Raw genomic sequence first — 21,709 nt, 5'->3', positions numbered from 1 at the left:
AATGTGGGGCGCAGCATACTGATTTTTTTGGGGAATTCCCAGCGTGGTGTGCGGGGTAGAGCTATCCCGAGCCGAACGCAGGCTTCGCCAGCTGCTACAAGGTTATGTGTTTACAGAAAAGGTACGGGTGGCCTGCGTTTATTCAGGGTCGACCACCAGAACACCCATCCCAGGACCCTTATGTTTTGTTCTTCGATTTGCGGAGGTCTGAAGACTTCATCCGGGTATTCGGAGCTGTTGTGGCTGCGCATGCGTATTGCGTTGCCTGGTACCCGGCTCAGGTATTTGATGCGCAACATGCCGTCGTGCTCGATTGCGTAAATCTCTCCGTCGACAATTTGCGTGAGCCCGCGGTCGATGGCGACGATGGAGCCGTCTTCAATTTTTTCGGCCATGCTATTGCCAACCATGCGGGCACAGATGGCATCGGCGTGGTTGATTTCCAGGGAGTCAAGATCGCGGCGCGGCAGGCGGATCGATTCGCTGGGGTCTTTGATGACATGGGTTTTGTCGGAGCCGGGGGCAGTGGCCGCTTCTTTGTAAAAGGGTAGTTCGATATCGACTGGCTCGATGACCCGATAGGCGCCCCGGATTGACTGGGCGTCGAAGGTGTTGCCGGATGCGTCGATCAGATGCAATTCCCTGGCGTCTTGCGGTCCTTCGCCGGATTTCAGCCATTCAGTGTTCACGGACAGTCTTCTGGCGACGTCCTCCATACGGTAGTCAGGAACTCCGCGGGTATAGCAGTTATGGACAGTTTGAGGGTCGGAAATGCCCAGGAATTCGGCAAATCTCGTTGTCGTGATTTGGAGCTCTTTCAGGAGCATTCTGAATCGTGGACCGCAGGTTTTGTTCTTTTTCATAAACACGAGTCTAGCCGTGCGGCATAAGGCTTTGATTCAACAAAACGTTCAAATCTAGCGTCAAATTTAAGTCCTGATGTAAGACGTCTTTTGTAAAAATTAAACAAGAAAAAACCGGTTTGCCCGCCAGTTAAATGTGCTGTTGAATGTGATATTCAAACGCCCACAAAAAACCCCGGATCAACCGGGGTTCTTCGTAGAAGCTGATGTCAGCCGCGGCAATCAGCCTTTATAGGCAGCAACCGACTTCATGATCTCGGTACGAGCGGCTTCTGCGTCGCCCCAACCTTCGATCTTCACCCATTTGCCCTTTTCGAGGTCTTTGTAGTTCTCGAAGAAGTGCTTGATCTGTTCCAGCAGCAGAGGTGGCAGATCGGTGTATTCCTTCACGTCGACGTACAGCTGGGACAGCTTGTCGTGAGGGACTGCGATGACTTTGGCATCGCCGCCGCCGTCGTCGGTCATGTGCAGGATGCCGACCGGACGGGCGCGGATGACCGAACCTGGAGTAACCGGGTAAGGGGTCACGACCAGCACGTCGAGGGGGTCACCATCGTCAGCCAGGGTGTTCGGGATGAAACCGTAGTTGGCCGGGTAGAACATCGGGGTGGCCATGAAACGGTCAACGAACAGGCAATCGCTGTCTTTGTCGATTTCGTATTTGATCGGCGCGTGGTTGGCCGGAATCTCGATCGCGACGTAGATGTCGTTCGGCAGGTCTTTGCCAGCCGGAATCTTGCTGTAGCTCATTGGGCGGTGCCCCCGTTAGTTGACCAAAAACACTTGGCCGGATTGACCAAAAAGTGGCGGCGATTATAGGCATATTCCGCCGCCGATGCCACGATCCAAGGGTCGTAGAGACCCGGGTGTCCTGTCTCACCGACACTGTCGCTTTTTGACGGCGTCCGTTGCGACCATGCTGCGTTGCCGCTCTTCGCCATAGCCAGCTATGACTCGTCGCGGCGCCTTGCCTGGCCACAACGGCCACTCGCCAAAAGAGCAACGTATCGGTGAGACAGGACACTAGTCGCGTGCCTGATAGACAGGGTCTTCGGCCAGAAGTTGCCGCAGCCGGGCCAGCGGGTCCTGGCGGTAGAACAGCTTCAGCTGCTCATAGACCTGAGGATACGCCTCGTGCAGCAAATCCGGGGCGCTGAAGAAGTATTCGCTGGTGACCGCGAAGAACTCGGCGGGGTTTTCCGCCGCGTACGGGTCGATGGCGGTTTCGGCGTCTGGATTGCGATCCAGTTGCCGATCGAGGTCGTCATAGGCTTCTTGCATGATCTTGGCCCAGTCGCTGACCCGCATGTCAGCGTGCAGCGGCGGCAGGCCGTTGGCGTCGCCGTTGAGCATGTCGAGTTTGTGCGCGAGTTCGTGGATCACCAGGTTGTAGCCTTCCCAGCCACCGCTGGCCATCACGCCAGGCCAGGCGAGGATGATCGGGCCTTGCTGCCAGGCTTCGCCGCTGTGTTCGCCATCCCATTCGTGTTCGACACCACTGGCATCGCGATGGCGTTGGGGGCTGAGGAAGTCGTCGGGATAGAGGACGATTTCGTGGAAGCCCTGATACCAGTTCAAATCGCCCAGATGGAGCAATGGCAATTGCGCCTGGGCGGCCAGCAGCAGGCGTTGTTCTTGGTGAAGTTCGACGCCGGGCAAGGCGGTCAGGTGCTTGTCTTCGAGGAACAGCACGCTGGCTTCGCGCAACCACTGGTCTTCGGCGGCGCTGATGCCATCGAGAAAACTCAGGTGATGGCGCACCCGCTGCCACCTGTCGTCGGCAATCGGATGCTTGGCCAGGAGGCGTCGGCGACGCCAGGCGCTAAGGGACCACATGGGGAATCAGCGTGATTGGGGTTTGGACGCGGCGTTGCCGAAGCGGCTGCGGACGATGCCGATGATCATCGGAACCAGCGACAGCAAGATGATGCCCACGACCAGCAGCGACAGGTTTTGCTTGATGAACGGTACGTTTCCGAAGAAATAACCGAGGGTCACCAGGCCACCGACCCACAGGAGGGTGCCGAGGACGCTAAAAGCCAAGAAACGCAGGTAAGGCATTTTGGCCACTCCGGCGACGAACGGTGCAAAGGTGCGGATGATTGGCAGGAAGCGCGCCAGGGTCACAGTTTTGCCGCCGTGCTTGTCGTAAAAGTCGTGGGTTTGTTGCAGGTAGTCGCGGCGGAAGATTTTTGAGTTCGGATTGCTGAAAAGCTTCTCGCCGGCCGTACGTCCGATGACGTAGTTGGTGCTGTCGCCGAGAATCGCCGCCAGCATCAGCAAGCCGCCCAACAACACCGGGTCCATGCCACCACCAGCCGCTACTGCGCCAGCAATGAACAACAGGGAATCGCCCGGCAGGAACGGCATCACCACCAGACCGGTTTCGCAGAAGATCACCAGGAACAGAATGGCGTAAATCCATGGCCCGTAGTTGTTTACCAGCAAATCGAGGTAAACATCGAGATGCAGGATAAGGTCGAGCGGGTTGAAATCCATGGAGAGCACCTGTGGTGACGGCCCGACTCGGCAGGCTTGTGCGGATGACTTCGCGAAAGGCTACAGACGGGTGTAGTTTTTCTTACAAGCCGGAAAGGTCCGCATTATACGGGCTGAGAGGTGAAAAGCGCGTTGAGTTTGTAGCGGGGGATTTCGGAGCGCAGTGAGGAGAAAATCGCAGCCTCAGGCCATACCCATGAGGGCTGCGATCTTTTCGGCTTACAGCTCGTCGCTGATTGGCAACACGTAGTTCTTGAACTCGGTGTCTTCCTTGAACCCGATGGATTCGTAGGTTTTTTGCGCGACTTCGTTATTGCTGCTGGTGGAAACGCGCATGCGCACGGCATTGGTTTCCTTGGCCATTTTCTTCGCGGTGCGGATGAGGTTGTCGGCCACCAACTGGCGGCGGGCCTCTTCGGCGACGTAGATGTCGTTGAGGATCCAAACGCGCTTAAGCGAAAGGGACGAAAAGCTTGGATACAACTGACAAAAACCCATCAGTTTGTTGCTGTCGTCATCGGCCAGCGCCAGGTAGATCACCGACTCCTTGCGACGCAGGCGTTTCTCGAGGAACGCCCGGGACGAGTCCGGATAGGCCAGGGAGCCATAAAACTCGCGATATTTGACGAACAACGGGGTCAGCAGGTCCAGATGTTCGAGGGTCGCTTGAATAATCCGCATGGTAGGTCTCGTCTTCAAGTGGCTGTCTTCACGTACTCTGACGGCGAACGGTTCTCACTCGGACAGCCGTGCGTCGATCCTGCCTGAAACTGGATCAGAAACGCAATGCGGAAACGGTTCAGGCTTGCGGCGGACTCAGTAGGAAATTACCTTTCATGCCTGCTCCTGCGTCCGACTCCAGTGTCTGAATCTGGGCTTCGTCCTTTAGATTGACCCCTGACAACTGCCGCCGGCAGGCCTCGCGCATCAAATACAGCAAACGGTGTGCCGCCATGCCATAACTCAGGCCTTCGAGGCGGACATTGGAGATGCAGTTGCGATAGGCATCCGTCAGCCCGATCCTGGGATTGTAGGTGAGATACAACCCCAGGCTGTCCGGGGAGCTGAGGCCAGGGCGTTCGCCGATCAGGATCACCACCATTTTTGCACCCAGCAATTCGCCGATCTCGTCGGCCACCGCGACTCGGCCCTGTTCCACCAGAATCACCGGAGACACAGACCAACCCTCGGCTGAAACCTGTTCTTCCACCCGCGCCAGAAACGGCAGGGTATGGCGATGAACGGCCAGTGCCGACAAGCCATCGGCGACGACGATCGCCAGATCCACCCCGCCAGGATGGGCCAACGCATAATCGCGCAGAGTTTGCGCCGACTCGTCACTCAATTTGCGCCCCAAATCGGGGCGCTGCAAATAGCTGTTTCGATCCGCGGCCGCGCTATGCAGCAGCACACTCTCGCGCCCGCATTCGGCCAGTTGCGAGCTCAGCCCCGCAGGGTCGAACGGCAAGTGCACTGCATCCCGCGCTTGAGCGTGGGCGTACTGGAAATCCAGCTGTGCGCTGGTCGGCATGCTGGTGCCGGTTCTTCCCAAGGCGATCCGCGCCGGGGTCAGGCGACGCAGTTCCAGCAACGGGTTATGTGGATCAGCGGGTGGTTTATCCATTTCAACACTCATCCCAGTTGCGCCATCGCTTGACGGAAAGCCGGCGGCAGGCTGTCACCGAAGTGAATCTTGCCATCCGCCTGGGTGAAGATGCCCATTTTTGCCAGCCATTGTTCGAATTCCGGCGCCGGTTTCAGGCCCAGGGTTTGGCGGGCGTAGAGGGCGTCGTGGAACGATGTGGTCTGGTAGTTGAGCATGATGTCATCGGAGCCGGGGATGCCCATGATGAAATTGATCCCGGCCACGCCCAGCAGGGTCAGCAGGGTGTCCATGTCGTCCTGGTCGGCTTCGGCGTGGTTGGTGTAACAGATATCGCAACCCATCGGTACGCCCAGCAACTTGCCGCAGAAGTGGTCTTCGAGGCCGGCGCGGATGATCTGTTTACCGTTGTAGAGGTATTCCGGGCCGATGAATCCTACGACGGTGTTCACCAGGAACGGTTTGAAATGTCGGGCCACGGCGTAGGCGCGGGTTTCGCAGGTCTGTTGATCGATGCCGTGGTGGGCGTTGGCTGACAGGGCGCTGCCCTGTCCGGTCTCGAAATACATCAGATTTTGGCCGAGCGTGCCGCGATTCAGGCTCAAACCGGCGTCGTAGCCTTCCTGCAGCACGTTCAGGTTGATACCGAAACTGGCGTTGGCCGCTTCGGTGCCGGCGATCGATTGAAACACCAGGTCCAGCGGGACACCGCGATTCACCGCTTCGATAGACGTGGTGACGTGGGTCAAAACGCAGGCCTGTGTAGGAATTTCGTAGCGCTGAATGATTGCGTCGAGCATTTCCAGCATGGCGCAGATCGAAGCGATGCTGTCGGTGGCCGGGTTGATGCCGATCATCGCGTCGCCATTGCCATACAGCAGGCCGTCCAAAACGCTCGCGGCGATGCCGGCCGGTTCGTCAGTGGGGTGGTTGGGTTGCAGGCGTGTGGATAACCGGCCGCGCAAACCCATCGTGCCGCGAAACTGTGTGACCACGCGAATTTTCTGAGCCACCAGCACCAGATCCTGCACGCGCATGATTTTTGACACGGCGGCGGCCATTTCCGGGGTCAGGCCGGGGGCGAGGGTGCGCAGGCTCTGTTCATCGGCGGCGTCGCTGAGCAGCCAGTCGCGGAACCCACCGACGGTGAGGTGGCTGACCGTAGCGAAGGCTTGTTTGTCGTGAGTGTCGATGATCAGTCGGGTGACTTCATCGGCCTCATAAGGAATCAGCACTTCCTGTAGGAAATGAGTGAGCGGGATGTCAGCCAAGGCCATCTGCGCGGCAACGCGCTCGCCATCGTTAAGTGCCGCGACGCCAGCCAGGAAATCCCCTGAACGTGCCGGACTGGCCTTGGCCATCACCTCCTTGAGGCTTTCGAAGCGATAAGTCAGGCCACCGACAGTGTGAGCAAAACTAGCCATACAGATTCTCCGTGACGGCGCAGATGGGGTCTGCGCCGTAATTTTCGGCCCTTAGTGCAGGGCTTCTTCAGCTTTCTGAATAGCCGCGAATTCTTCTTCGGGCGTGCCTGCTACGAGGTGATGCCGACTGTAGAAGGCAAAGTAAGCAATTAACACTCCATAGATGATCGCAGCGCCAATCACTACACGCGGGTCCACCAGAAAACCCGCCACCACGGCGATGCAAGCCAGCACCAGCGCGACACCCGAGGTGAAGATACCGCCCGGCGTGCGATATGGCCGGTCCATTTTGGGGCGCCGAATACGCAGTGTGATGTGCGCCGCCATCATCAAGACGTAAGAAATGGTCGCGCCGAACACTGCCACCAGAATCAGCAAGTCACCCTGACCGGTCAGCGACAAGCCGAATCCGATGATGCCGGGAATAATCAGTGCCAATACGGGAGCCTTGCTTTTGTTGGTTTCTGACAGTTTGCGCGGCAGGTAGCCGGCGCGGGACAGCGCAAAGATCTGCCGCGAGTAGGCGTAGATGATCGAGAAGAAACTGGCGATCAGGCCCGCGAGGCCCACCAGATTGACGAAGTGGCCCATCCAGGTCGAGCCGCCATAGGCTTTGCTCAGCGCTTCGACCAACGGGTTACCCGAGGTCATCAACGCATTGGCGCCCGCACCGCCAGGGCCAATTACCAGAATCAGCAGGGCAAAGGTCACCAGCACCAGCATTGCGCCAATCAACCCGCGTGGCAGGTCGCGTTTCGGGTTTTTGGTTTCTTCTGCCGCCAGTGGCACACCTTCAACAGCCAGGAAAAACCAGATCGCGTAGGGAATGGCCGCCCACACGCCGACGTAGCCGAACGGCAGGAAGCTGCTGGCGCCCTTGGCCTCGGTCACCGGGATGTCGAGCAGGTTGGCGACGCTGAAGTGCGGCACCATCGCCACCAAAAATACACCCAGCGCCAGGGCGGCGACGGCGGTGATGACGAACATCAGTTTCAGGGCTTCGCCGACCCCGAAAATGTGGATGGCGATAAAGATGATGTAGAACGCCAGGTAAATCATCCAGCCACCGATGCCGAACAGTGACTCGCAATAGGCGCCGATAAATACCGCGATCGCTGCGGGTGCGATGGCGTATTCGATCAGGATCGCGGTACCCGTCAGGAATCCGCCCCAGGGGCCGAATGCGCTACGGGCAAAACCGTAGCCGCCACCGGCGGTAGGGATCATGGACGACAGTTCCGCCAAGGAAAAGCACATACACAGGTACATGGTCGCCATCAGCAACGTGGCGATAAACATGCCGCCCCAGCCACCCTGGGCCAGTCCGAAGTTCCATCCTGCGTAATCGCCCGAGATGACGTAGGCCACGCCCAGACCCACTAGCAGGACCCAGCCTGCCGCACCTTTTTTCAGTTCCCGTTGCTGGAAATAGTCGGAGTCGACTTTTTCGAAGTCGACCGAGGAGGTAGCCGGCTGCACGCTGGCTTGATCGCTACGCATAGGAGTTCACCTGTTCTTATTGTTTTTGGCCGGCGTGGTGCCGGGTTGGCACGAAGGCCCGAGGTGCAAGCAAGCTCACTCCCACAAGGAGAGTGGCTTGCTTGCGGCAGACGCTTTTAGAAGAAGCCCAGTGGATTGATGTCGTAGCTCACCAACAGGTTTTTGGTCTGCTGATAGTGGTCGAGCATCATTTTGTGGGTTTCACGACCGACGCCGGATTTTTTGTAACCGCCGAACGCGGCGTGCGCCGGGTACAGGTGGTAGCAGTTGGTCCACACACGACCGGCCTTGATGGCGCGGCCCATGCGATAGGCGCGGTTGATGTCGCGGGTCCAGAGACCGGCACCCAGGCCGAACTCGGTGTCGTTGGCAATGGCCAGGGCTTCGGCTTCGTCTTTGAAAGTGGTGATGCTCACCACCGGGCCAAAGATTTCTTCCTGGAATACACGCATTTTGTTGGTGCCCTTGAGCAGGGTCGGCTGGATGTAGTACCCAGTCGCCAGGTTGCCCTCGAGTTTTTCCACCTTGCCGCCGGTCAGCAGCTCGGCGCCTTCGCCCTTGGCGATTTCCAGGTACGAAAGGATTTTGTCGAATTGCTGCTCGGACGCCTGGGCGCCGACCATGGTGTCGGTGTCCAGCGGGTCGCCACGTTTGATCGACAGGACTTTTTTCATCACGACTTTCATGAAGTCGTCGTAGATCGACTCTTGCACCAGCGCGCGGGACGGGCAGGTGCAGACTTCGCCCTGGTTGAAGAACGCCAGCACCAGGCCTTCGGCGGCTTTTTCGATGAAGGTTTCTTCGGCTTGCATGATGTCGGCGAAGAAGATGTTCGGCGACTTGCCGCCCAGCTCCACGGTGGACGGAATGATGTTTTCGGCGGCGCATTTCATGATGTGCGAGCCGACCGGGGTCGAGCCGGTGAAGGCGATCTTGGCAATGCGTTTGCTGGTGGCCAGCGCTTCGCCAGCTTCTTTGCCGAAGCCTTGTACTACGTTCAGCACGCCCGGCGGCAGCAGGTCGCCGATCAGCTCCATCAGCACGGTAATGCCCAGTGGCGTTTGTTCGGCCGGCTTGAGCACCACGCAGTTACCGGCCGCCAGGGCCGGGGCGAGTTTCCAGGCGGCCATCAGGATCGGGAAGTTCCACGGGATGATCTGCCCGACCACGCCCAATGGTTCATGGATGTGATAGGCCACAGTGTTGCCATCGATCTCGGCGGCGCTGCCTTCCTGGGCGCGGATGCAACCGGCGTAGTAGCGGAAGTGGTCGGCTGCCAGCGGGATGTCGGCGTTGAGGGTTTCGCGCACGGCTTTGCCGTTGTCCCAAGACTCGGTGATTGCCAGGACTTCCAGGTTCTGTTCGATGCGGTCGGCGATTTTCAGCAGCACCAGCGAGCGAGCCTGGACGGACGTGGCGCCCCAGGCATCGGCGGCCGCGTGGGCAGCGTCCAAGGCTTTGTCGATGTCTTCGGCCGTGGAGCGCGGGAATTCGGCAATCGGTTGGCCATTCACTGGCGAGGTATTGGTGAAGTACTGACCTTTAACAGGCGCGACGAACTCGCCGCCGATGTAGTTACCGTATTTGCTCTTGAACGAAACGATAGCGCCTTCAGTACCGGGGTGAGCGTAACGCATGGTGAATTCTCCTTGGCTTTTGTGCTTATAAGGGAGAGCGCATGTGCGCTTGCTATAAGCGTAGAGCAAAGGTCGGGCCACTGCCTTGCAGGTCAGGCAAATCAAGGCCTTACACAGTTTTTGTCGGACCGGTGGACGTTGCCTGTGACGCTTTCGGTACAGCCTTGATGACACTTTGTACCGCTTCTGGCACAACGTGTGACGGGGCGGTCTCGCCAGCATTGCAATGCTCCGTTGGCTGGAGGATGCTGGGCGTCACCTCACGCACGGGTCGCCGAGCCCCGGGGAGAACAATAAGAAATGCACGACAACCATTTGAGTCGCCATGCCCAGCAGGTGCTGACCGTCACTCAGGGGAAAACCCACCTGCACGGTCCCGGCAGCGATCCGTCGATTGCCCGTTCCTGGCTGCGTTGTCTTGAGGATTATCACCTCGACCCGGCCCTGGCCATGGCACCCACGGTGCTGGAACATGGCCGCGTACTGGAAAGCCGCGAGCGCTTGCAGCAAGTGCTGCACATCGCCGGCAGCGAAATGACCAGCCTTCATCAGCAACTCTCCGGCGCCGGCCATGCGGTCTTGCTGACCGACGCCCGCGGCGTGATCCTCAACTGCGTCACCGCACCGGCTGAACGGAAGATCTTCGAACGCGCCGGCCTCTGGCTCGGCGCTGACTGGAGTGAAGCGTGCGAAGGCACGAACGGCATCGGCACCTGTCTGGTGGAGCGTCAGTCCCTGACCATCCATCAAGACGAGCACTTTCGCGGCCGTCACACCGGGTTGACCTGCTCGGCGAGCCCGGTGTTCGACCCTCACGGCGAACTGCTGGCGGTGCTCGACGTGTCCTCGGCGCGCCACGAAGTCTCTCGTCAAAGTCAGTTCCACACCATGGCCATGGTCAATCTTTCAGCGAAGATGATCGAGAGCTGCTATTTCCTGCGTTATTTCGACAATCAATGGCTGCTGCGTTTTCACCTTCAGGCCGAATCCGTCGGGTTGTTCAGCGAAGGGTTGCTGGCGTTTGACGGGGAAGGGCGGATCAGCGCGGTCAACCAAAGTGCGCTGAACCTGTTGGGGCATATTCGCGGTGGGCTGCTGGGCAAACCGGTGGAGGCGTTTTTCGACTGCTCGCTGGATGAATTGCTCGGCCGCGCCAGCGTCAATGCCAGCGCCAGTTGGCCGTTGCGCACGCGCGACGGGCGGAGTCTGTTTGCCGTGTTGCGTGGGCAGCCGCGCAGCATTCCGGTGCCGGTGGTGCAAAGCCCGGTGATCGTCGAACCTTCGCGCTTGGCGGGCATTTGTCTGGGCGACACCGGGTTGCAGGAAGACTTCCGCAAATCCTTGCGCGTGTTCGAGCGGGACGTACCGCTACTGATCAACGGCGAAACCGGATCCGGCAAAGAAGCGTTTGCCAAAGCCGTCCACCAGGCCAGCCGGCGGGCAGATAAAGCCTTCGTCGCGCTCAACTGCGCCGCCATCCCCGAAAGCCTGATCGAGAGCGAACTGTTTGGCTATCGCGGCGGCAGCTTTACTGGCGCGCGCAAGGAAGGCATGCGCGGCAAGTTGCAGCAGGCCGATGGCGGGACCTTGTTCCTCGATGAAATCGGCGACATGCCCCTGGCCTTGCAGACCCGACTATTAAGGGTGCTGGAAGACCGTCAGGTGGTGCCGATCGGCGGCGAGCCGGAATCGGTCAATGTGCGGATCATCAGCGCCACTCACCGTAACTTGCTGGAGCGGGTGCAGGACGGCAACTTCCGCGAAGATTTGTATTACCGGCTCAATGGGCTGGAAGTTGCTTTGCCGGCGTTGCGTGATCGCAGTGATAAGTCCCAGTTGCTCGACTTTTTGCTGGCCGAAGAGGCAGGCGGGGAAACCGTACTGATCGACAGTCCGGCACGCCAGGCGTTGCTGGCCTTCTCCTGGCCGGGGAACGTGCGGCAATTGCGCAATGTGCTGCGCACGTTGGCGGCGTTGTGTGATGGCGGGCGGATTGGCCTTGAGGATTTGCCGACGATGATTCGTCAGGATCGGCTGCTACCGGTCGCTGCCCCTGAACAGCCATCGGAGCATCCGCTGGAGGATGCCGAGCGGCTGGCGCTGCTTAATGCCCTGGAAGAACAGCGCTGGCACATGACCCACACCGCCGAGCAATTGGGCGTCAGCCGCAACACCCTTTATAGAAAGTTGCGCAAGCATGGGATTGCTCGTTAAGGAGCGTGGAGTTGAGTCAAACCCGATGACCGATATTCAGCGGAATAACGAATCCGGGAGCTCGTCGAACTGTTCATCGAACAGGTCCGCTTCAAGGTCCATGGCGTCCATCTCCTTCTGATACTCCCTTTGCGCCTTGAGCCAGGCTTTCAAAATTTTGGGATCCTTCAGTTCTTCGCGCAGGCCGTTCAGCTCTTCGGTGTCGTTGATTAGCCTGTTGAGCTGATATTGGTACTTGCCAGCCAGGTTCTTGGGGGTCACCTCATCGAACGGATCGAGCTGGAATTGCTGTTTGAACGCCAGCTCCCTTTCGAACACTTCGTCTTGCAGCTTTCCGAGTTGCTCGGACAATACCTGGTTGTAATGTTTAAGCCGATCAGCGGGAAGTGCATCAAGGGTGTCTGCGCTGATGTGCTCGATTTCCAATTGCAGTTGCAGCAGATCAAGCAGGTTCCGTTCGCCATAGGCGTGGTTGACTCGTTGCATCAGCACGGTTTTGCGTTCGCGCTCGTCGGGGTCAGTTTCTCGATCGGGGTGCAGGGCACTGGCCAGCTTGCGATAAATCTCGCGCACAGATTGGCTGGCTTGGGCGGCGTCCGCTTCCTGGCGCAGGTGGCTTGCGGTTTTTTTGCCGGTGCTTTGCTGCTGCTGCGCCGTTTGCTCGGTCCACAGGCGCTCGTGCATTTTTTGCGCAATTTCCTCAGCCGATAGCGTGTCGATATCGTCGCCCAAATCAACGCCGAATATCTCTTGCAATCCCTGTTTCAATAACTCGTCGCCTTCACTCGCGTCGGCATCGAAGTCACGACCGCTGTGCTTGTTGTACAGCGCTTTTAAGGTGGCTTTATCTTCATCGGTGTAGTTGCCGCTATCGATCAACGACAAGGTCTGGGCGCAAATTTCCTGAATCAACGTGTGACGATCGGTTTTCGAGAGTTTGATCCGTTCGCTGAGTTCATCCAGAACCTGCACAAGCTCAAGCGAGCGTTGACTAAAGGTGTGGAACTGAGGAATGAACTCCTCGCGCCAGCGTTCAATATATATAGGGGTGGCGGTTTCCCATGCCAGGAGCGTCTGGCGCTGCTTTTCGATTTTTTTGACAAGTCCGTTGAATTTCCGCTGCCCGGCGGACAGTTTTTTCGTGCTTGACCCAGGCGTGATGCTGAGTTGAGACGTCTTGTTATTCATGAGCAGTTTCCGAGCAGTCATCCAGGAGGTAAGGGCGGTATTATCAAGGAAAACCTAGCCGTACTGTGCTGTCCCACAGCGTGGGCCGATTCTGAATGTCGAGTAGCGTAATGGGAAGTCATCGTCGGTCAGTCTAAACACAAGGTGCGATTTCCCCCACCCTACGCTAACCTGCGGCCATGTTTACGAGGTCGACTATGCACATTCATATTCTTGGTATCTGCGGCACTTTCATGGGTTCGATGGCGGTTCTGGCCAAAGAGCTGGGCCATCACGTGACGGGCTCCGATGCCAACGTCTATCCGCCGATGAGCACTCAGCTTGAGGCTCAGGGCATTGAGTTGACCCAAGGTTACGACCCGGCGCAGCTTGATCCGGCACCGGATCTGGTGGTGATTGGCAATGCCATGTCCCGCGGCAACCCGGCTGTCGAATACGTGCTGAACAAAGGCCTGCCGTACGTCTCCGGCCCGCAATGGCTGGCGGATCACGTGCTGCAAGGTCGCTGGGTACTGGCCGTTGCCGGTACTCACGGCAAAACCACCACCAGCAGCATGCTCGCCTGGGTGCTCGAGCACGCGGGCATGAGCCCGGGTTTCCTGATCGGCGGCGTGCCGCAAAACTTCTCGGTGTCCGCTCGCTTGGGTGGCACACCGTTCTTCGTGATCGAAGCCGACGAGTACGACAGCGCGTTCTTCGACAAGCGCTCCAAGTTCGTTCACTACCGCCCGCGCACGGCGATCCTGAACAACCTGGAATACGATCACGCCGACATCTTCCCCGATCTGCCAGCCATTGAGCGCCAATTCCATCATTTGGTGCGGACCATCCCGAGCGAAGGCCTGGTGATCCATCCGACCACCGAGCCTGCATTGCAGCGAGTGATCGAGATGGGCTGCTGGACCCCGGTGCAAACCACCGGTGCCGGCGGTCAATGGCAGGTCAAACTGCACAGTGAAGACGGTTCGAAGTTCGAAGTGATGTTCGAAGGTGTTGCCCAAGGTGTGGTCGAGTGGGACATGACCGGTCAGCACAACGTCGCCAACGCCTTGGCCACATTGGCTGCCGCCCGCCATGTCGGCGTGGTGCCGTCCATGGGCGTCGCTGCTCTGAGCGCATTCAAAAGCGTCAAGCGCCGGATGGAGAAAGTCGCGGAGGTCCGTGGCATTACCATTTACGACGACTTCGCTCACCATCCGACGGCTATTGCGACGACCCTCGACGGCCTGCGCAAGCGCATCGGCGATGCACCGTTGATTGCGATCATCGAGCCGCGCTCCAACTCCATGAAACTCGGTGCTCACCGCGACGGCTTGCCTGAAAGCGTGGTCGATGCCGATCAGGTGATCTGGTACGCGCCGGCCAACCTCGGGTGGGATCTGGGGGCTACCGCCGCGTTGTGCACGGTACCGTCGATCGTCAGCGATTCGCTGGAAGGCATCATCGAGCGTGTGAAGAGCCAGGCCCAGCCCGGCACTCACGTGGTGATCATGAGCAATGGCGGCTTCGGCGGCCTGCACGGCAAACTGGCCGAGGCGCTGCAATGAACAACGGCCCGGAACGCATCACGCTGGCGATGACTGGCGCTTCGGGCGCTCAATATGGTTTGCGCCTGCTGGACTGTCTGGTACGCGAAGACCGCGAGGTGCATTTCCTGATCTCCAAGGCTGCGCAACTGGTGATGGCCACCGAGACTGACGTTACGTTGCCGCCAAAAACCCAAATGATGCAGGCCTTCCTCACCGAGTACACCGGCGCTGCCGCCGGGCAAATTCGCGTGTACGGCAAGGAAGACTGGATGTCACCGGTAGCCTCGGGCTCCGGCTCGCCGGCGGCGATGGTGGTGGTGCCGTGTTCCACGGGGACCTTGTCGGCCATCGCGACGGGAGCCTGCAACAACCTGATCGAGCGTGCCGCCGACGTCACCTTGAAGGAGCGCCGTCAGCTGATTCTGGTGCCGCGGGAGGCGCCGTATTCAAGCATCCATCTGGAGAACATGCTCAAGCTGTCGAACATGGGTGTGACGATTCTGCCGGCGTCGCCAGGTTTTTATCATCAGCCGCAAACCATCGACGACCTGATCGATTTCGTCGTGGCGCGAATTCTTAATCTGCTGAATATTCCCCAGGACATGCTGCCGCGTTGGGGCGAACACCATCTGACCAGCGATGAATAAGCTACTGACGATTGTGCTGGCGTTGCAATTGGCTGGCTGCGCCACGGCGCGCACGCTGGATGCCGCCAAACCAGGTGCGCCAGTGGTGTATTCGGGGACGCGTCTGGATTTATATGCCATGAACGGTGGTTGCTGCGCCATGGACCGCTTCGGTGCCGAAGCCCCGAGCTATCCGGGTATCGACCTGCCGGCCAGTGCGTTGCTCGACACGCTGCTATTGCCGCTGTCGGTACTGACGGTGATCGGGGTTAGTTTTCAGGCGACGGGCGGGTTGTAGCATTTGATCGTTCCCACGCTCCGCGTGGGAATGCCTCAATGGACGCTCTGCGTCCGCATTGGGACGCGGAGCGTCCCGGGCTGCATTCCCACGCAGAGCGTGGGAACGATCTTTGTAGGGCGTTATTTACCTAACTTGCGCAACTCATCCGACTCAACAATCCGCACCCCATCCTGCTCTTCCAGCGCCAGTCGCCACATGGCTCTGGCCAGTTGACAGGCTTCGATGCCACGGTATTTGCCGGGGATCAAGCGCGACAATGGCCCGGCGAATTGCTCGGCCATGCGCGGTTCGAGTCGCTCGCCGAGCAGCAACGAAGGTCGGCAAATGGTCAGCTGCGGCCAATCCTGTGCGCGCAGTGCGTATTCCATCTCGCCTTTGACCCGGTTGTAGAAAATCGAGGATCTCCGATCGGCCCCCAAGGCACTGATCACGATCAGGTGCCGTGCACCCATTTCCCGCGCACGTTTGGCGAACGCCACCACCATGTCCAGGTCCACCGCGCGAAACGCCTGTTCCGAACCGGCCTGCTTGAAGGTGGTGCCGAGGCAGCAGTAGGCGATGTCGACGCGGCCGTTCAATTGCGGCAGGAACACCGCCGGATCGCCGACAGGGTTCTCAAGATGGGGGTGTTCGGCCAATGGCCGGCGTGAGGGGGCTAGTACCCTTGAAATCGTTGGCTCATTGAGCAGACGATCAAGCAAATGTTCACCGGTTAACCCGGTAGCTCCGGCAAGCAATACGTGCTGAGGCGTCAAGTACATAGTGTTTCCCCCCTGATACTGTTCAGCTTAGTTGCTCTTCGCATCCTTGCTGCTGATAGAGACACTTTGTAGTGCTTTTCGTGCCTGCTGTTTGCGTAACAGCTGCCAGTGGGAGAGGACGGTTTTCGGTGCCCAGATCTGCGGCTCGGAGGCTTCGAAGCTGTCTGCCAGTTCGCGCTCGGCGACGGTGGCCCTGGCCAGTTTGAAGGCTTGCTCCAGATCGTCGGTCTGGTTCAGTGCCTGGGCGAACAGCGCGTCGCCGAAGTAGGTGAAGTTGGCTTCTTCGGAGCAGCCGAAGGACACGCGGTCAGCGCGCGAGGCGGTCATGATCAGCGTGCGTTCATCCTTGAGAGCGGGGATGAAGCCACCGGAGTAGCAGGACGAAATCACGATGATCTTGTCGCGGTTTTTCAGCGGAGCGAGCACCGTGGCGAGTTCGTCGGCCGGCAGATCGGACAGTTCCATGCGCGGCTGGTCGAGCACCAGTTCGTGTTCGCTGGTGCCGTGGCTGGTCATGTAGATGAAGATCAAATCTTCCGGGCCGCTGCGTTCGGCCAGGGTGGCGGCGGCGCGGCGCAGGTTTTCCCGGGTGGCCATCGGTCGGTCGACGAGGTGGTCGCGATGGTTCACCAGACGGAGCTGGCCAAACGCACCAAAGCGGCTGCTGAGCATGTTGCTGACATAATCGGATTCGCGCAGGAACACGCTTTGCTTGCCGTCACCGCCGACGGTCAGGGTGTACAACTCGACTGCCGGGGTCGAGGCCGGCACGTTGAACAGTGCATCGTCGAGCAAACGGCCCTGGGCCAGCAAACCGAGTTCCAGGCTATCGGGCAGCAACTTGCCATCGGCATCGCGAACACGCTGGCCATTGATCCACGAACCGCTTTGCACCGTGCCGTCAGTCAGCACCAGGGTACCGTGCCCCGAGTAACTGTCACCGTCGAATTGGCCGATGTAGAAGCTGCCGTCGGACAGGTTCAATCGACCTTGGCCGGTGAAGCGCCAGTCACTGAACTGGCCGATATAATGGCTGCCATCGGCGCCGATCAACTCGCCCTTGCCGTTCAGTGATCCTTCCTTGAACTGACCGAGCCAGACATCACCGTCGGCGTTCTCGTAGCGACCCTTGCCGTGCAGTTGGTTGTTTTTGAAGCCGCCGACATAGATATCGCCATCGGCGCTGTTGAACGTCCCATTGCCTTCGAGCTGACCGTCGACGAAATGCCCGGTGAACTGATTGCCGCTGGCGTCGCCGCGCTGACCTTCGCCGTTGGGTTTGCCGTGGGCGAACTGGCCCTGATATGAGCTGCCGTCTTCGAGCTCCAGACGACCTAGCCCTGAATATTGATCGGCCTTGAATTCACCGCGGTAGGTCATACCGTTTTCTTTGAGGGTGCCTTCGCCGTCCCGTCGACCGGCTTTGAAACCGCCGGTAAAGCTGCTGCCGCTGGTGGTCAGTGTGCCCTTGCCGTCGAACAGCCCTTGATTGAATTCCCCGCGATAGACTTCGCCGTTGCTGCCGTGCCACTCACCCTGGCCATGCCATTGGCCCTTGTCGAAGTTGCCGGCGTACCAGCTGCCGTTTGGGTAATCGATACGGCCCTGGCCTTGCAGCCACCCGTTGACCAGTTCACCGCGATAGCGTCCGCCGTCCGGCAATCGGGCGTCGGGGGGCAATAGCGATTCGCCGTCGCCGCAAGCGGTGAGCAATAGGGTCAGAGCGAGGAGTGCAAGTGAGCGCATAGCGGGATCCGGGCAATTAAGCGAGCGAGTATGCCGCAGCTCTATAACCTTATATAGCCGGGAAAACAGGAGAGGGCGCGAAACAGCGAGAGCTGCTTCGCATCCGGGATGGTTTACACGAAGCAGAGGGACAGTGGCTCGGCGATGTAGGCCGGTTTGTCCGAGCCTTCGATCTCAAGCGTGGCGGTGGCCTTGAGTAGCCATTGGCCGGGTTTCTTCTCGGTGACTTCGTTCATGTCGACCTTGAGTCGAACCCTGGAGTTGACCTTCACTGGCTGGATGAAACGTACGCTGTCCAAGCCGTAGTTGACCACCATCTTCACCCCTTCAGGCAGGATGAGGATGTCCTCCATCAGTTTGGGGATCAGCGACAGCGACAGGAAACCGTGTGCAATGGTGCTGCCAAATGGCGTTTTCGCGGCTTTGACCGGGTCGACGTGGATGAACTGATAATCCCCTGTGGCTTCGGCGAACAGGTTGATGCGCTCCTGATCGATGGTGAGCCATTCGGAACGTCCGAGTTCCTTGCCGACATAATCTTTGAGCTCTGCAACGGGAACATAGGGCATTGAGACTCTCCTTGGGTTCATCGGTTTTATAGTTTTGAGGTGGGGGGATTTGACCTCCCGGATTACCACTTTAGATCAACATGGCAAATGGCTCCGGTCAACTGTCCATGCTTTTGGCGAATGCCGGTCTATAGCGTTGGCGTGCTTATAATGGTCGGCCCGCTTGTGCGGGATGATCTTGGCGGGAGATGACGGATGTTGTTACGTGGCCTGACCTGGCTGGTGCTGTTCCAATTGCTGGGCACAGCCATCAACCACTTGTTTTTACCGGTGCTGCCGGGGCCGATTGTCGGCCTGCTGTTACTGCTGGTGTTCCTGATCGGCCGTGGCGAGGTCGGCGAACCGCTGAACCTCGCGGCCAGTAGTCTGCTGCGTTACCTGCCGTTGCTGCTGGTGCCGCCCGCCGTGGGTGTGATGGTTTACGCCAAAGACATTGCCGCGGATTTCTGGGCTATCGTCGGCGCGCTGGTGTTGTCACTGTTGCTGTCCCTGGCCTTCGCCGGCGTGCTGATGCAGCGCATGGTCAAGCGTCACGCTCATCATGAGGACGGCCAATGATCTTCGACTGGCACGGCGCCTGGGCGTCGGTGATTCATCATCCGTTGTTCGGCATCGGCATTACGCTGGGTGCTTATCAGCTGGTGTTGGCGGCGTTCGAGAAAACCCGCTGGATCTTTCTGCAACCGGTGCTGGTCTCGATGCTGCTGGTGATCGGCGTACTGGTGGGCTGCGGCCTGACCTATGCCGAGTACCGTAAGAGCACCGAGATCCTCAGCATCTTGCTCGGGCCTGCGACCGTGGCGCTGGCCGTGCCGCTGTACCTCAATCTGCGACGCATTCGGCAGTTGTTCTGGCCGATATTTACTACGCTGGTGATAGGTGGCGTCGTCGCCACCGGCATGGGCGTATTGCTGGGCTGGTCGTTTGGTGCCGAGCACATGATCCTGATGACCATGGCACCGAAGTCGGTGACGTCGCCGATTGCCATGCTGGTGGCAGAACAGATCGGTGGCGTCGCGGCGCTGGCGGCCGTATTCGTATTGATCACTGGGGTGATCGGGGCGATCTTCGGGCCGAGTCTTTTGACCCGGCTTGGTGTTCACAGCCCCGAGGCGCGCGGTATGGCGCTGGGCATGACCGCCCACGCGGTCGGCACGGCGGTGGCGATGCAGGAAAGTGAAGAATGCGGCGCCTTCGCGGCGCTGGCGATGAGTCTGATGGGCGTGGCCACGGCAGTTTTCCTGCCGTTGGCGGTGTCGATGGTGGTGTAAGGAAATGTCTATGAGCTTGCCGCTTTTTCCGCTGAACACGGTGCTGTTTCCGGGCTGCATCCTCGATTTGCAGATTTTCGAGGCGCGCTACCTGGACATGATCAGTCGCTGCATGAAACAGGGCGGCGGCTTCGGCGTGGTGTGCATCCTCGACGGCGAAGAAGTCGGCATTGCTCCGGCCGGCTACGCGCAGGTCGGGTGTGAAGCGCTGATCACCGATTTCAAACAGCAGGACAACGGGTTGTTGGGCATCCGGGTGCAGGGCGGACGGCGTTTCAATGTGTTGCGCACCGAGATTCAGCGCGATCATCTGACCGTCGCCGAGGTCGAGTGGCTCGAAGACGAGCCTGAGCAACCACTGCAGGATGAGGACGCCGACCTGGTTGCGCTGCTTAAAGCCTTGGCCGAACACCCGATGGTCGAAGCGTTGAACATGGGCACCGAAGCGACTGGGCAACAGTCGCTGGCCAATCAGTTGGCGTATCTGTTGCCGTTTGCCGAAGTGGACAAGATCGACCTGCTGCAACTCGATGATCCGCAGCAGCGACTGGATGCGATTCAGGCGTTGCTGGATGAGTTGCAGGGTGAGTTGTTTGCCTGATCAGTAGGCATACCGCAGCATTGCATGCGGTAAGTGTCGCAAAGCAAAGAATCCGAACAACGCCACCAGCGCCGGCAACACCAGCCACCAGACCTTCGGTGGCATGGCGTCGAGCGGTACGTGGCGCTGACTCAGCCACAAGCTCGCCGCACATACGCACGCCGCCAGCATGGCGCCGGCCACCACATCCGTTGGCCAGTGCGCCCCCAGGTACACCCGCGACAGGGCAATCGCCAGCGCCGGCAAGCAACCCAGCAGCAGCCAGGTCAGACGCATCCGAGGTGGTTGCCCGCGGCCGGCCAGCACGGCTAGCGTCAGAAACAGCGCAAAGGAGCCTGAGGCATGGCCGCTGGGCATGCTGTAGCTGGTGAGAGGATCACTCAGCACTTCCGGGCGCACGCGGGCGAAAAAATGTTTGGTCACGGTGTTGCCCAACGCGGTGCAAAGCATAGTGCTGCCGGCGAAGACCGCTTGTCGCCATTGTCGGGTGAGCAACAACAGGCCGGTCAGCAGGGCGCTGAAGATCAGCATGTTGCGGAACTCGCCGATCAGCGTGAACGTCACAGCGACCTCATCGAGCAACGGGCTGCGGTGTTCCTGCACCAGGGTCATCACGCCCTGATCGAGAGCGGTCAGGTGCGGATAGCCGATAAACAGTCCCGCCAGAATCAGAAAGCTCATCCCGGTAATCAGCACGGTGGCCTTGCGATGGCGGCGCAGACTGCTGGTAACGCTCAAGCCCAGCATGACGGCGATGCTGCCGGCGACGATTCCGGTCTCAGGCCAGAAACCTTCCGGCAATGGTAAGCGAATGGCCGCACCCGTGGCCCAACCGGGCAGCAGATACGCGACGCTCCAGCCGGCGGCGGCCAGCAGGCTAACGGCGGCGAAGCGCGGGAAGGGCATGTCGAACATTCCGGCGACCATCGGCAGCATCGGCCGCAGCGGGCCGATGAAACGCCCGACCAAAAGACTGGCGATGCCGTAACGCTGGAAATAGGCCTCGGCCCCGGCGATCCATTCTGGATGATGGCGCAACCCTGGCAGGCGCCGGATGTTTTGATGGAAATGTCGCCCGAGGAAGTACGAAATGATGTCGCCCAACACGCCGCCGAGGAAGCCCAGCAATAGCGTTTCGCCCAGCGAAAGCGCACCGCTGCCGGCCAGCACCGCCACGGCAAACAGCAGCACCGTGCCGGGCACGATCAGCCCGGCAATCGCCAGGCATTCCACGCAGGCCACTATGAACACCGCGACGGCCAGCCATTGCGGGTTGACCGTCAACCAACCGGTCACGCTATCGAGCCATGGGCCCATAAAAACAACTCCATCGACTATTCAATTGGCCCCAAGGGACGAATGCAATTTTCAAAACGC

Annotated in this window: 21 protein-coding genes; 7 read left to right on the top strand and 14 right to left on the bottom strand. The window is 59.4% G+C overall.

The window, feature by feature from the left end; genetic code table 11:
* Positions 1 to 110 precede the first annotated feature (110 nt).
* From QK293_RS17255 to QK293_RS17215, 9 genes are all read right to left on the bottom strand, one after another.
* Positions 111 to 863: a S24 family peptidase gene (locus tag QK293_RS17255; RefSeq protein WP_282379154.1), complete on the bottom strand. Its 753-nt coding sequence runs from the start codon at positions 861 to 863 to the stop codon at positions 111 to 113.
* 222 nt (positions 864 to 1,085) lie between these two features.
* Complete coding sequence (gene ppa / locus QK293_RS17250; protein WP_282379152.1) at positions 1,086 to 1,613, bottom strand: inorganic diphosphatase; 528 nt, start codon at positions 1,611 to 1,613, stop codon at positions 1,086 to 1,088.
* A 273-nt stretch (positions 1,614 to 1,886) separates the two neighbouring features.
* Positions 1,887 to 2,699 carry a zinc-dependent peptidase gene (locus QK293_RS17245; protein ID WP_282379150.1) on the bottom strand — a complete coding sequence of 271 codons (813 nt, stop codon included), beginning with the start codon at positions 2,697 to 2,699 and terminating at the stop codon, positions 1,887 to 1,889.
* A 6-nt stretch (positions 2,700 to 2,705) separates the two neighbouring features.
* Positions 2,706 to 3,362 carry a DedA family protein gene (locus tag QK293_RS17240; protein WP_282379148.1) on the bottom strand — a complete coding sequence of 219 codons (657 nt, stop codon included), beginning with the start codon at positions 3,360 to 3,362 and terminating at the stop codon, positions 2,706 to 2,708.
* A gap of 219 nt (positions 3,363 to 3,581) precedes the next feature.
* Positions 3,582 to 4,043, bottom strand: coding sequence for a GNAT family N-acetyltransferase (locus QK293_RS17235; protein WP_095130795.1), 462 nt, complete (start codon positions 4,041 to 4,043; stop codon positions 3,582 to 3,584).
* A gap of 118 nt (positions 4,044 to 4,161) precedes the next feature.
* Positions 4,162 to 4,986, bottom strand: a complete 825-nt coding sequence (gene eutC / locus QK293_RS17230) for an ethanolamine ammonia-lyase subunit EutC (RefSeq protein ID WP_282379139.1) — start codon at positions 4,984 to 4,986, stop codon at positions 4,162 to 4,164.
* Between the two features lie 8 nt (positions 4,987 to 4,994).
* Complete coding sequence (locus tag QK293_RS17225; RefSeq protein WP_282379136.1) at positions 4,995 to 6,389, bottom strand: ethanolamine ammonia-lyase subunit EutB; 1,395 nt, start codon at positions 6,387 to 6,389, stop codon at positions 4,995 to 4,997.
* 51 nt (positions 6,390 to 6,440) lie between these two features.
* Positions 6,441 to 7,889: an ethanolamine permease gene (gene eat, locus QK293_RS17220; protein WP_282379134.1), complete on the bottom strand. Its 1,449-nt coding sequence runs from the start codon at positions 7,887 to 7,889 to the stop codon at positions 6,441 to 6,443.
* Positions 7,890 to 8,005: 116 nt separating this feature from the next.
* A complete protein-coding gene (locus QK293_RS17215; protein WP_282379132.1) occupies positions 8,006 to 9,526 on the bottom strand; it encodes an aldehyde dehydrogenase family protein in 1,521 nt (506 codons plus the stop codon).
* 300 nt (positions 9,527 to 9,826) lie between these two features.
* On the opposite strand from QK293_RS17215, the gene QK293_RS17210 reads away from it, so the two are divergent.
* Positions 9,827 to 11,740, top strand: coding sequence for a sigma-54-dependent Fis family transcriptional regulator (locus QK293_RS17210; protein ID WP_282379130.1), 1,914 nt, complete (start codon positions 9,827 to 9,829; stop codon positions 11,738 to 11,740).
* Positions 11,741 to 11,776: 36 nt separating this feature from the next.
* Here the strand turns inward: QK293_RS17210 and QK293_RS17205 are convergent, their stop codons facing one another.
* Positions 11,777 to 12,928 (bottom strand): molecular chaperone DnaJ, encoded by a 1,152-nt coding sequence (locus tag QK293_RS17205; protein ID WP_282379128.1) that lies wholly within the window; start codon positions 12,926 to 12,928, stop codon positions 11,777 to 11,779.
* Between the two features lie 197 nt (positions 12,929 to 13,125).
* Between QK293_RS17205 and mpl the strand changes: the two genes are divergently transcribed.
* Genes mpl through QK293_RS17190 form a run of 3 tightly spaced genes read left to right on the top strand, consistent with a single transcriptional unit; the run spans position 13,126 to position 15,381 of the window.
* Complete coding sequence (mpl, locus tag QK293_RS17200; protein ID WP_282379126.1) at positions 13,126 to 14,475, top strand: UDP-N-acetylmuramate:L-alanyl-gamma-D-glutamyl-meso-diaminopimelate ligase; 1,350 nt, start codon at positions 13,126 to 13,128, stop codon at positions 14,473 to 14,475.
* Complete coding sequence (ubiX, locus tag QK293_RS17195; RefSeq protein WP_282379124.1) at positions 14,472 to 15,104, top strand: flavin prenyltransferase UbiX; 633 nt, start codon at positions 14,472 to 14,474, stop codon at positions 15,102 to 15,104. Before mpl ends, ubiX begins: the two co-directional genes overlap by 4 nt.
* Complete coding sequence (locus tag QK293_RS17190) at positions 15,097 to 15,381, top strand: YceK/YidQ family lipoprotein (RefSeq protein WP_282379122.1); 285 nt, start codon at positions 15,097 to 15,099, stop codon at positions 15,379 to 15,381. The genes ubiX and QK293_RS17190 overlap by 8 nt, the downstream gene beginning before the upstream one ends.
* A 122-nt stretch (positions 15,382 to 15,503) precedes the next feature.
* Here QK293_RS17190 and QK293_RS17185 read toward each other — a convergent pair whose 3' ends face one another.
* The 3 genes from QK293_RS17185 to QK293_RS17175 form a co-directional block, all read right to left on the bottom strand.
* Positions 15,504 to 16,145 (bottom strand): oxidoreductase, encoded by a 642-nt coding sequence (locus QK293_RS17185; protein ID WP_282379120.1) that lies wholly within the window; start codon positions 16,143 to 16,145, stop codon positions 15,504 to 15,506.
* A gap of 27 nt (positions 16,146 to 16,172) precedes the next feature.
* Positions 16,173 to 17,891: a C13 family peptidase gene (locus tag QK293_RS17180; protein ID WP_282379118.1), complete on the bottom strand. Its 1,719-nt coding sequence runs from the start codon at positions 17,889 to 17,891 to the stop codon at positions 16,173 to 16,175.
* 113 nt (positions 17,892 to 18,004) lie between these two features.
* The gene (locus QK293_RS17175; protein WP_282379116.1) at positions 18,005 to 18,460 is read right to left on the bottom strand and encodes a MaoC family dehydratase; all 456 of its coding nucleotides are present in this window, start codon (positions 18,458 to 18,460) and stop codon (positions 18,005 to 18,007) included.
* 195 nt (positions 18,461 to 18,655) lie between these two features.
* On the opposite strand from QK293_RS17175, the gene QK293_RS17170 reads away from it, so the two are divergent.
* From QK293_RS17170 to QK293_RS17160, 3 genes are read left to right on the top strand one after another with little or no spacing between them, the layout of a single operon-like run.
* Positions 18,656 to 19,018 (top strand): CidA/LrgA family protein, encoded by a 363-nt coding sequence (locus tag QK293_RS17170; protein ID WP_282379114.1) that lies wholly within the window; start codon positions 18,656 to 18,658, stop codon positions 19,016 to 19,018.
* Positions 19,015 to 19,731 (top strand): LrgB family protein, encoded by a 717-nt coding sequence (locus QK293_RS17165; RefSeq protein ID WP_282379112.1) that lies wholly within the window; start codon positions 19,015 to 19,017, stop codon positions 19,729 to 19,731. The genes QK293_RS17170 and QK293_RS17165 overlap by 4 nt, the downstream gene beginning before the upstream one ends.
* Positions 19,732 to 19,741: 10 nt before the next feature.
* The gene (locus QK293_RS17160; RefSeq protein WP_282379110.1) at positions 19,742 to 20,332 is read left to right on the top strand and encodes an LON peptidase substrate-binding domain-containing protein; all 591 of its coding nucleotides are present in this window, start codon (positions 19,742 to 19,744) and stop codon (positions 20,330 to 20,332) included.
* On the opposite strand, the gene QK293_RS17155 is transcribed toward QK293_RS17160, so the two are convergent.
* Positions 20,333 to 21,649 carry a bifunctional DedA family/phosphatase PAP2 family protein gene (locus QK293_RS17155; protein ID WP_282379108.1) on the bottom strand — a complete coding sequence of 439 codons (1,317 nt, stop codon included), beginning with the start codon at positions 21,647 to 21,649 and terminating at the stop codon, positions 20,333 to 20,335.
* Positions 21,650 to 21,709 lie beyond the last annotated feature (60 nt).

Source organism: Pseudomonas sp. AL03, from assembly GCF_029960815.1.
Lineage (GTDB): Bacteria > Pseudomonadota > Gammaproteobacteria > Pseudomonadales > Pseudomonadaceae > Aquipseudomonas.
Note: the sequence above shows the minus strand (reverse complement) of the source record. Positions and strands in the feature narration are given on the sequence as shown.

Bases quoted from the DNA above. Each gene is read 5' to 3' on its own strand.
- QK293_RS17160 (WP_282379110.1), top strand. From the start codon at position 19,742: ATGAGCTTGCCGCTTTTTCCGCTGAACACGGTGCTGTTTCCGGGCTGC.
- QK293_RS17205 (WP_282379128.1), bottom strand. From the start codon at position 12,928: ATGAATAACAAGACGTCTCAACTCAGCATCACGCCTGGGTCAAGCACG.
- QK293_RS17210 (WP_282379130.1), top strand. From the start codon at position 9,827: ATGCACGACAACCATTTGAGTCGCCATGCCCAGCAGGTGCTGACCGTC.
- QK293_RS17170 (WP_282379114.1), top strand. From the start codon at position 18,656: ATGTTGTTACGTGGCCTGACCTGGCTGGTGCTGTTCCAATTGCTGGGC.
- QK293_RS17185 (WP_282379120.1), bottom strand. From the start codon at position 16,145: ATGTACTTGACGCCTCAGCACGTATTGCTTGCCGGAGCTACCGGGTTA.
- QK293_RS17190 (WP_282379122.1), top strand. From the start codon at position 15,097: ATGAATAAGCTACTGACGATTGTGCTGGCGTTGCAATTGGCTGGCTGC.
- eutC (WP_282379139.1), bottom strand. From the start codon at position 4,986: ATGGATAAACCACCCGCTGATCCACATAACCCGTTGCTGGAACTGCGT.
- QK293_RS17155 (WP_282379108.1), bottom strand. From the start codon at position 21,649: ATGGGCCCATGGCTCGATAGCGTGACCGGTTGGTTGACGGTCAACCCG.
- QK293_RS17235 (WP_095130795.1), bottom strand. From the start codon at position 4,043: ATGCGGATTATTCAAGCGACCCTCGAACATCTGGACCTGCTGACCCCG.
- QK293_RS17165 (WP_282379112.1), top strand. From the start codon at position 19,015: ATGATCTTCGACTGGCACGGCGCCTGGGCGTCGGTGATTCATCATCCG.
- mpl (WP_282379126.1), top strand. From the start codon at position 13,126: ATGCACATTCATATTCTTGGTATCTGCGGCACTTTCATGGGTTCGATG.
- eat (WP_282379134.1), bottom strand. From the start codon at position 7,889: ATGCGTAGCGATCAAGCCAGCGTGCAGCCGGCTACCTCCTCGGTCGAC.
- ubiX (WP_282379124.1), top strand. From the start codon at position 14,472: ATGAACAACGGCCCGGAACGCATCACGCTGGCGATGACTGGCGCTTCG.
- QK293_RS17225 (WP_282379136.1), bottom strand. From the start codon at position 6,389: ATGGCTAGTTTTGCTCACACTGTCGGTGGCCTGACTTATCGCTTCGAA.
- QK293_RS17180 (WP_282379118.1), bottom strand. From the start codon at position 17,891: ATGCGCTCACTTGCACTCCTCGCTCTGACCCTATTGCTCACCGCTTGC.
- QK293_RS17215 (WP_282379132.1), bottom strand. From the start codon at position 9,526: ATGCGTTACGCTCACCCCGGTACTGAAGGCGCTATCGTTTCGTTCAAG.
- QK293_RS17175 (WP_282379116.1), bottom strand. From the start codon at position 18,460: ATGCCCTATGTTCCCGTTGCAGAGCTCAAAGATTATGTCGGCAAGGAA.
- ppa (WP_282379152.1), bottom strand. From the start codon at position 1,613: ATGAGCTACAGCAAGATTCCGGCTGGCAAAGACCTGCCGAACGACATC.
- QK293_RS17255 (WP_282379154.1), bottom strand. From the start codon at position 863: ATGAAAAAGAACAAAACCTGCGGTCCACGATTCAGAATGCTCCTGAAA.
- QK293_RS17240 (WP_282379148.1), bottom strand. From the start codon at position 3,362: ATGGATTTCAACCCGCTCGACCTTATCCTGCATCTCGATGTTTACCTC.
- QK293_RS17245 (WP_282379150.1), bottom strand. From the start codon at position 2,699: ATGTGGTCCCTTAGCGCCTGGCGTCGCCGACGCCTCCTGGCCAAGCAT.